Raw genomic sequence first — 7486 nt, forward strand, 5'->3', positions numbered from 1 at the left:
TGCGGTCGATGATGTTCTACGCCTTGCGTCCTAACCGCCTTGGCGGTTGCTATAAGACAGCAAATGCACCAAGGGCTTTAATCGCTGCATCAGCAAATTTAATCGCTCCTTGCACCGCCCCGTTGGCAATATCTACTGCTGCCATCATGCCTTTTTCTAATAATCCCAGTGCGGCATTTAAGCCTTTCCCTAATAGATTTAGTGCTGTTTGTACGCCTTTTTTCAGAGTCTTGGCTAGGGTATTTACCGCTGTTTCTGCTACTTTGACTGCGGTTTTGATCGCATTGCGGAAGCGATCGCGTAATCCAGGAAATGCGGCTAGAAGCTTGTCCCCAATGGCAATCAGGGCATTCCCGACTGTTTTAATAATCCCGACTATTGCTTTTCTTCCTAATTCTATCGCGGCAGTTGCTAATTTTTGCGCTCCTTCAATGGCTGCTTTTACTACTGCCCGTGCTACTTCAAATGCTTTTTGAATTCCTTGTTTAATTCCCTCACAGAAGGCTTTAGCTTTATCGGCTAGCCAACCTAATATTCCACCAGATTCTTGTTCGCCTTTTTGACGTTCTTTTTCTGCGGCTGCTTCTCCTTCTTTACGTGCAATATCAGCATCTTTTTCTCCTTTTTCAATATGTTCGGCTGCCTGTTTTTCTGCCTGATTTTGTTCTTTAATTACATCCTGGCTTCCCTTATTAACTACTTCATTTGCTTCGCTGCGGGATTTGGTAACTAATTCATCTTGTTGTTTTTGCCAATCTCCACGAAGTTTAGTAACTTCTCCCTGTGCTTTGGCTTTTTCTTGAGCTTGCTGGGCGGCGTTTTCGGTTTGGAGGTTAGCGATTTCTTGGTTAGATTTCGCTTTTTCTGCTGCTACTTGGGTACTGTGGGATTGCCGCTGGGTGGCTATCTGCGATTGCGCTTGGGCAACAGCGGCTTGAATTTCTGCTCCTTTCTGTTGTTGGGCGATAATAGAAACTGCCTCATCTCCGACTACACCTGCACCAACGCCAGGAGCAACATTTCCCTCACTACCACCACCTCCACTTATCCCTTCAGCGCGTAGAGTTTCTGGTGATATTTGGGGATAAATTTCGTTTTCGCCCATGGGTTGGGCGATATCTTCCTGCCCCTGATTCTGGGCTTGGGCAAGACTTTTTTCTAGTTTTTCTCGTTGTTGTTGTGCCTGTTTGGGATCTGCATCTCCTGCTAATTCCAGAGGTGGCGGGGAAACTAGACTTACTTGTTGTAAACCTGAATCTTGTGTGGGTAAATTTCTCAGAGATGCCTGTAATTTTTGGGCATCTCCTGAATCTAATTTACCCTCGGCATTTCCGGTAACTTGTGGTGTGGTAAGTGCGGCAATATTTGGTTTGGCGGCAAGTGATAAAGGTGGCGGTTGGGGTACTGATTTGGTTTCACCTTCTGGTGCTTTTTCTACTGTTTTGGGAGTCTTCCCTTCAGGAAGAGATTTATCTATCGCTGAGTCATTTTTAGTTACAGTAGCAGTTGATGGGGATGCCATCTGAGGTGGATTTGCTGCTAATTCCGCTCTTTCCTTACCCACTGTATTACCGACTGCCGCACTAACTCCACCCAAAGCGGCTTGAAGTTGGGCGGGCGGAAGATTCGCAACGGCTGCAAGTGCCGCAGATGGATCGGATTGGGAAACATTGGGTACAGTTGGAGTAGGTTTATCGGCAATTGCTGCACCGCCGCCGCCGCCTCCTCCTGGGGCTGCACCATCACCACCACCTTCTGCTAAGGATGCCATTGCCGCATCTCTTTCCCCAGAATCTAATTCCACATTCTCATTAGCCGCCGCAACTTCTGCTAATTCTGCCTCGTCTTCTGTTTCTCCTGCTACTTCTCCAGATGCCGCACCGCCACCAGACTCTATCGCTGGGGCTGATGTTGCTATTTCCCCACCTCCTGTAGTTGGGGCTGCGGGTGCTGCGGTTGGTGCTGCTGACTGGGGACTAACGACGGTTTCAGTGACTGGGGAAACCCCTGACGCTGCTTGGGTTTCAGCCTGAGATTGAGGTGCAGCGGTTGGGGTTTTACCTGTTAAATTATTGACATTTCCTTCAGTTTGCGATTCGCCTAAACGAGATTTAACTTCGGGCGTGATGTCATCTAGCTTTTTCGCTTTTAGGGATTCAGCTTCTGTTGTTGCTTCTGGTATCTGTAATTGCTCTTTATCTCTATTGCTATCAGATGGAATTTCGCCTAACTTTTTCGTCTCAATAGCCTTGGTTTCTGATTTTTCCTCTGACTCCGGAGGTTGTTTTTTGTATTTGTTTATATCAGGAGTATCTTCTGGTAGTGTCTTGGCTTTAAGGAGTGTTTGGTTGCTTTCATCCTCTTGCTGCGATAGGGTTTGCTGTTCCTTATTCTGCCTATCTTCACTAGTTTCACTGGGAAGCTTTTTCCTCTCAATATTCTCTTCAGCTTGTAATTCCTCTATATATTCCCCAGAAACTAACTTCCGTTGAATTTTATGATCGTTTTCCTGATTTTCCTCAGCAGTTTGCTCCTCTATCCCCTTGATTTGGATAGCATCGTTTTCAGCTTCTGCTTCTTGCTGTAATCCTGATTCCTGAATACTTTCCTGACGCTGCAAAGTCTGAGCAAATCCCTCTTCCCTCAGTAAATTCAACCGATTCAATACTGGATTGACTCTTGAGGCTTCTCCCTGTTGAGATTCATCCGCCAACTCTGGTGAAGTTAATTTTCGCTGAATTGGTGTCGGTGATTGCCCTGTAGCTGGTGGATTTACTGGAATTTGAGCTAAATTCCAATAAGTATTGGCTGTATTTTTATTTTCTTCTTTTGAGGATGCCTCTTCTTCTAGAGCGCTACTATCTGCACTTTCCGTTACCGCTTGTCCTCCTTCTGATTGTCTGTCTGATATTGACTCTTTTGGCTGAATTATCTCTGTCTCTCACTTCAGATCAAGTTCGGCTTTTTCTGTATTTTCTGTCTCTGGCGACTTACTGATAGTATCATCCGCCAACTCTGTTGAAGTTAATTTTCGCTGAATTGGTGTCGGTGATGGCTCTATCGCTGGTGGATTTACTGGAATTTGAGCTAAATTCCAATAAGTATTGGCTGTATTTTTATTTTCTTCTTTTGAGGATGCCTCTTCTTCTAGAGCGCTACTATCTGCACTTTCCGTTACCGCTTGTCCTCCTTCTGATTGTCTGTCTGATATTGACTCTTTTGGCTGAATTATCTCTGTCTCTCACTTCAGATCAAGTTCGGCTTTTTCTGTATTTTCTGTCTCTGGCGACTTACTGATAGTATCATTAGTCTCAGTTGCACTGAAGTTCCCCTCATTGGTAGGGATTTTAGCCCCGTTATATCCAAAAGTCGCTGCCTTCTCGAATTGCTCCTGAGTATGGGGGATATGTGGCGCGGCCGATTTAGCTTGAGCAATTGGTTGATTTGGCGTTGGTGTCAAATCTGATTTCGATGAGGATTGTTTGCGGATATGCTCAAACATTGCCATTTCCACTCCAATGTAGAACGAAGCCTCAGAAACCGGGTAACTTCGGCGAAACCCGGTTTCTCTGTACCTGACTCACCTGCAAAGCACTGTAGTAATTGTGTATCCCCTTTATATCTTAAATTGCGATCGCACTCCTTTCTTCTATAAAAATCTTTACAGTTGACACTTCCCGGACTAAAGTCACGGGGTTTTCAGGCTATTGTCTTATAAGTAGTCCAAGAAAAGTAAACATGCTGAGGAAAAGGAACCTGAAAAATCGGAATATTAAGACTGTAAAGTATTAATATTCCCCAATAGGGGGAGTATCAATTACCCAACTGAGTAATTAGGTGAATAATTTCGGGGATAATAATCTGTGATAGAGCTAGTTTAACTGCACCTGTAGAACCAGGAATAGAGAAGACAAGTTTTCCCTGATAGATGCCCGCTACAGCCCGTGATGCGATCGCACGCGAGCCGATTTCTTGGTAACTCAGAGCGCGAAATATTTCCCCAAATCCCGGCAATGTCTTTTCCAACAAGTCTTCTAGAGCATCATAAGTAGTGTCTCTTGGGGCAATTCCAGTACCGCCATTAAAAACAATCGCCTCAATATCCGCACGTTGAGCCAATTCTTGGAGATAATCGCGGATTAGGGTAGGTTCATCCTGGAGAATCCTGTAAGCTAAGATGGAATGACCCGCTTCAACGAGCAATTGCTGTATAATTTGACCGCTACGATCTGTTTCGAGCGAGCGTGTATCGCTAATCGTAATAACGGCACAATTTACCGTCCTTTGGGTTGAGTCAGGATGAGGCTGTTGTCTCATAGGGTTTTGAGTTTTAAGTTTTGAGTTTTGAGTTTTGAATTTTAACTCAAAACTGAGAATTAAAAACTCAAAACTCTCTCTCCGGCTCCCCACTCCCCATTCCCCATTTCAAGTTAAGCTTTTGTGAATCCCAAACCATGAGATTCAGCATAGCGTTCCATAAAGCGCATGAAACGATCCCATTCCTCGGTCGATTTGATTGCTAAAATAGCTTCTAATGCTACAGCTTGACCGTTGATAAACTTTCCGTTCACCTTTCGCGTCACGAGTTCCCCTTCTTCATCAACCAGGTACATCCCCAGAATCTCATCTGTCCTTGTTGGTTCGATAGCCTTGGGTTTGTCAAAATAAAATGTTGCTGTACCGTTAGTGCCACTGCGAGAGCGGGTTAGACGCACATCCGGTACAACTTCTTCATCAATCCCTCTAAAAAACTGAATTTGAGCCATTATCAGTCCAATTTCCTCATATAAGGGCGATTGTGCCCCAAATCCTGGAATTGCTTCCAGCTATGTTTATGCCATGACTATTGCGTTCCGGAAGATCCGGATCGTTAAGTATTATTAAGTTTAACTTAATTTGACACTCTATTCAAAAGTTGCAGGGGAATGGGGAGTAGGGAGTGGGGAGTGGGGAGTGGAGGTATGCGAATTAAATACGTCACAGCTTAAACAGCTTCTGTAATGGCAAAATTGAGATCGCTGATATCAACTGTCAATGTTCCAGCCGTTCTGATACGAGGATTTAACCGAAATCAATGAGTAAACTGCGCGTTCTCTCTGGAGTTCAACCAACTGGCAACCTTCACCTGGGCAACTATCTGGGAGCGATTCGCAATTGGGTGGAGGGGCAAAGTCAGTACGACAATTTCTTCTGTGTGGTAGATTTACATGCGATTACTGTTCCCCACAACCCGAAAACTCTGGCTCAAGATACTTATACTATTGCGGCTCTTTACCTAGCTTGTGGTATTGATCTGGAATATTCCACTATTTTCATCCAGTCTCATGTATCGGCTCATAGCGAACTTGCCTGGTTACTTAATTGTATTACACCGCTAAATTGGCTGGAAGGGATGATCCAGTTTAAGGAAAAAGCACTGAAGCAAGGGCAAAATGTGGGTGTAGGGTTACTGGATTATCCAGTATTGATGGCTGCGGATATTCTACTTTATGATGCGGATTTAGTACCTGTAGGGGAAGATCAAAAGCAACATATAGAATTGACTCGCGATCTTGTAATTCGCCTGAACGATCAGTTTGGTAGTAAAGATAACCCGGTACTAAAATTACCCAAACCCCTGATTCGTAAAGAAGGTGCGAGGGTAATGAGTCTGGTGGATGGTACTCGCAAAATGTCTAAATCCGATCCTTCAGAATTGAGCAGAATTAATTTACTGGATTCTCCCGAAGAGATTACCAAGAAAATTAAACGCTGCAAAACAGATCCAATCAAGGGATTGGAATTCGATAATCCTGAACGTCCAGAATGTAATAACTTACTAACTCTGTACATGTTACTTTCTGGCAAAACCAAGGAAGCAGTAGCAGCCGAATGTCAGGATATGGGTTGGGGACAATTTAAACCGTTGTTAACTGAAACGACAATAGCAGCACTCAAACCAATTCAAGATAAGTATCAAGAGGTGATGGCAGATAAAAGTTATCTGGAATCAGTATTAAGGGAAGGAAGAGAGAAGGCAGAGGCGATAGCTATCCCTATTTTAGCTAAAGTTAAAGCAGCCCTCGGTTATTCGCTGCCGCTATAGGCATTATTTCTCTCCTAAAAATATCGGACAGTTTAAACGCTTTGAAGTTCAGTTTCGAGCATTTTTCAAGTCAATAAGTTACTCGAGAAACCCGGTTTTTTCAATAAACTGGGTTTCTCTGTTTAGTTTACAGATTTAATGCGCTCCAGGACTTAGGTCGCGACACCACATACCTGAGTTCGGTGTGAGGAGTATGCGCTTCGCGCAGGCTACGCCAACAGTGTTAGGAGTTAAAATTTAAGAGCATTAGTTGCGCGACAACCAAGACTAGGAGGTAAAGATGGATTTAGAAGTTTACGATCGTTTGGCAGACAAAGAAACTTTGGTCATTTATATGACTAAATCGGGGCAAGGTAGAATTACACTTTCTGGTGGAATCTTGACTCAAGATCGTAATAGTCGAATTTTGAGGGATTCATACGACTATCGCCCCATCCACAAACGTCAGGTTCAAGTTGGTGAGCGATTAATGTGCAGTGCGGTTGTTCCAGATCAAACTCTACAAACTAGACGTACAATTCCTACCGATTGGGTTGTCAGCGAGGTGGAAAGTTATGAACCATCAGGAGATATCCCAGGGTTTCGAGAGATTGTAATTGCTTACTGCGAAAAAAAACCTTTGAGTCTGGATGAATTCAAAGAGTTGATTTACGATAACAATGCTAGGGTTTCTGTTGATTCATTTGGTGGGGATGATAAGGCTTATCAAGATTTTTTGGATGATAAAAAGTTTAAATATTAATAGCGATGGCTTCGCCCACCGCAGGGATCGTTTTCCTAGTACAATATATTCAAATAATGAACTGTTTGATTATGAAAAACTCTATTCATGACAAAATTATATCTGTCATTGGTTCTATTATATTAACTCCATAGGAGGTTCTGTAACTGCTGGAATGGCAATTTATGAGACGATTCAGATGATTGAGGCAAATGTTGTAACAGTTAATGTTGGTCTAGCTTCTTCTATGGCTTCATTTCTTCTTGCCGCAGGAACAAAAGGTAAACGCTTTTCCTTACGTGATGGGCAAATAATGATCCATCAGCCGCAAGAATTATTGCCCCCTAAAGGTTTGACTAATCCTGAGATTGAGATATATAGAAAGGAGGTTCAATATTTGATCGACACTCTTAATGAAATTTTTGCTCGAAATGTTGGTAAATCAGTTGAGCAAATAAAGACAGATACAATGATTGATCTATGGATGTCTGCTGAGGAAGCCAAGAATTATGGAATTGTCGATTTCGTAGTTGATGATGTTGATTCTATACCTGACAAATTGTTACCCTCTACCGCAGCCCCTCTCCCCCAAGAAAAGTAATTTACATAACTTTACAAATGCTCGAAGGCTGAAAGTGCCTTAACTTCGTTAAATTTATTAAGATTAATTCTCAATACTT

The 7486-nt window shown here is 43.2% G+C and carries 7 protein-coding genes; 3 read left to right on the top strand and 4 right to left on the bottom strand.

What is annotated here, in order from left to right; translation table 11 throughout:
• Positions 1-49: 49 nt before the first annotated feature.
• The 4 genes from NJ959_RS22870 to psb28 form a co-directional block, all read right to left on the bottom strand.
• Entirely contained in the window at positions 50-2713 is a 2664-nt protein-coding gene (locus NJ959_RS22870; RefSeq protein WP_254014051.1) for a hypothetical protein, read from the bottom strand.
• A 528-nt stretch (positions 2714-3241) separates the two neighbouring features.
• A complete protein-coding gene (locus NJ959_RS22875) occupies positions 3242-3502 on the bottom strand; it encodes a hypothetical protein (protein ID WP_254014052.1) in 261 nt (86 codons plus the stop codon).
• A gap of 311 nt (positions 3503-3813) precedes the next feature.
• Complete coding sequence (locus tag NJ959_RS22880; RefSeq protein ID WP_254014053.1) at positions 3814-4317, bottom strand: MogA/MoaB family molybdenum cofactor biosynthesis protein; 504 nt, start codon at positions 4315-4317, stop codon at positions 3814-3816.
• 113 nt (positions 4318-4430) lie between these two features.
• The gene (psb28, locus tag NJ959_RS22885; protein WP_254014054.1) at positions 4431-4766 is read right to left on the bottom strand and encodes a photosystem II reaction center protein Psb28; all 336 of its coding nucleotides are present in this window, start codon (positions 4764-4766) and stop codon (positions 4431-4433) included.
• 308 nt (positions 4767-5074) lie between these two features.
• Here psb28 and trpS point away from each other — a divergent pair, with 308 nt between their 5' ends.
• The 3 genes from trpS (at position 5075) to NJ959_RS22900 (ending at position 7407) form a co-directional block, all read left to right on the top strand.
• On the top strand, positions 5075-6085 hold the full coding sequence (gene trpS, locus NJ959_RS22890) for a tryptophan--tRNA ligase (protein WP_254014055.1): 1011 nt from the start codon (positions 5075-5077) through the stop codon (positions 6083-6085).
• A 280-nt stretch (positions 6086-6365) separates the two neighbouring features.
• Positions 6366-6827 (top strand): hypothetical protein, encoded by a 462-nt coding sequence (locus NJ959_RS22895; protein WP_254014056.1) that lies wholly within the window; start codon positions 6366-6368, stop codon positions 6825-6827.
• A gap of 121 nt (positions 6828-6948) precedes the next feature.
• Complete coding sequence (locus tag NJ959_RS22900; RefSeq protein WP_309242695.1) at positions 6949-7407, top strand: ClpP family protease; 459 nt, start codon at positions 6949-6951, stop codon at positions 7405-7407.
• The last annotated feature ends 79 nt before the right edge of the window (positions 7408-7486 follow it).

The organism is Limnofasciculus baicalensis BBK-W-15 (genome assembly GCF_024178385.1).
Taxonomy (GTDB): domain Bacteria; phylum Cyanobacteriota; class Cyanobacteriia; order Cyanobacteriales; family Coleofasciculaceae; genus Limnofasciculus; species Limnofasciculus baicalensis.

Coding starts and splice junctions, on each gene's coding strand:
- NJ959_RS22895 (WP_254014056.1), top strand. CDS start 6,366: ATGGATTTAGAAGTTTACGATCGTTTGGCAGACAAAGAAACTTTGGTC.
- trpS (WP_254014055.1), top strand. CDS start 5,075: ATGAGTAAACTGCGCGTTCTCTCTGGAGTTCAACCAACTGGCAACCTT.
- NJ959_RS22875 (WP_254014052.1), bottom strand. CDS start 3,502: ATGTTTGAGCATATCCGCAAACAATCCTCATCGAAATCAGATTTGACA.
- psb28 (WP_254014054.1), bottom strand. CDS start 4,766: ATGGCTCAAATTCAGTTTTTTAGAGGGATTGATGAAGAAGTTGTACCG.
- NJ959_RS22880 (WP_254014053.1), bottom strand. CDS start 4,317: ATGAGACAACAGCCTCATCCTGACTCAACCCAAAGGACGGTAAATTGT.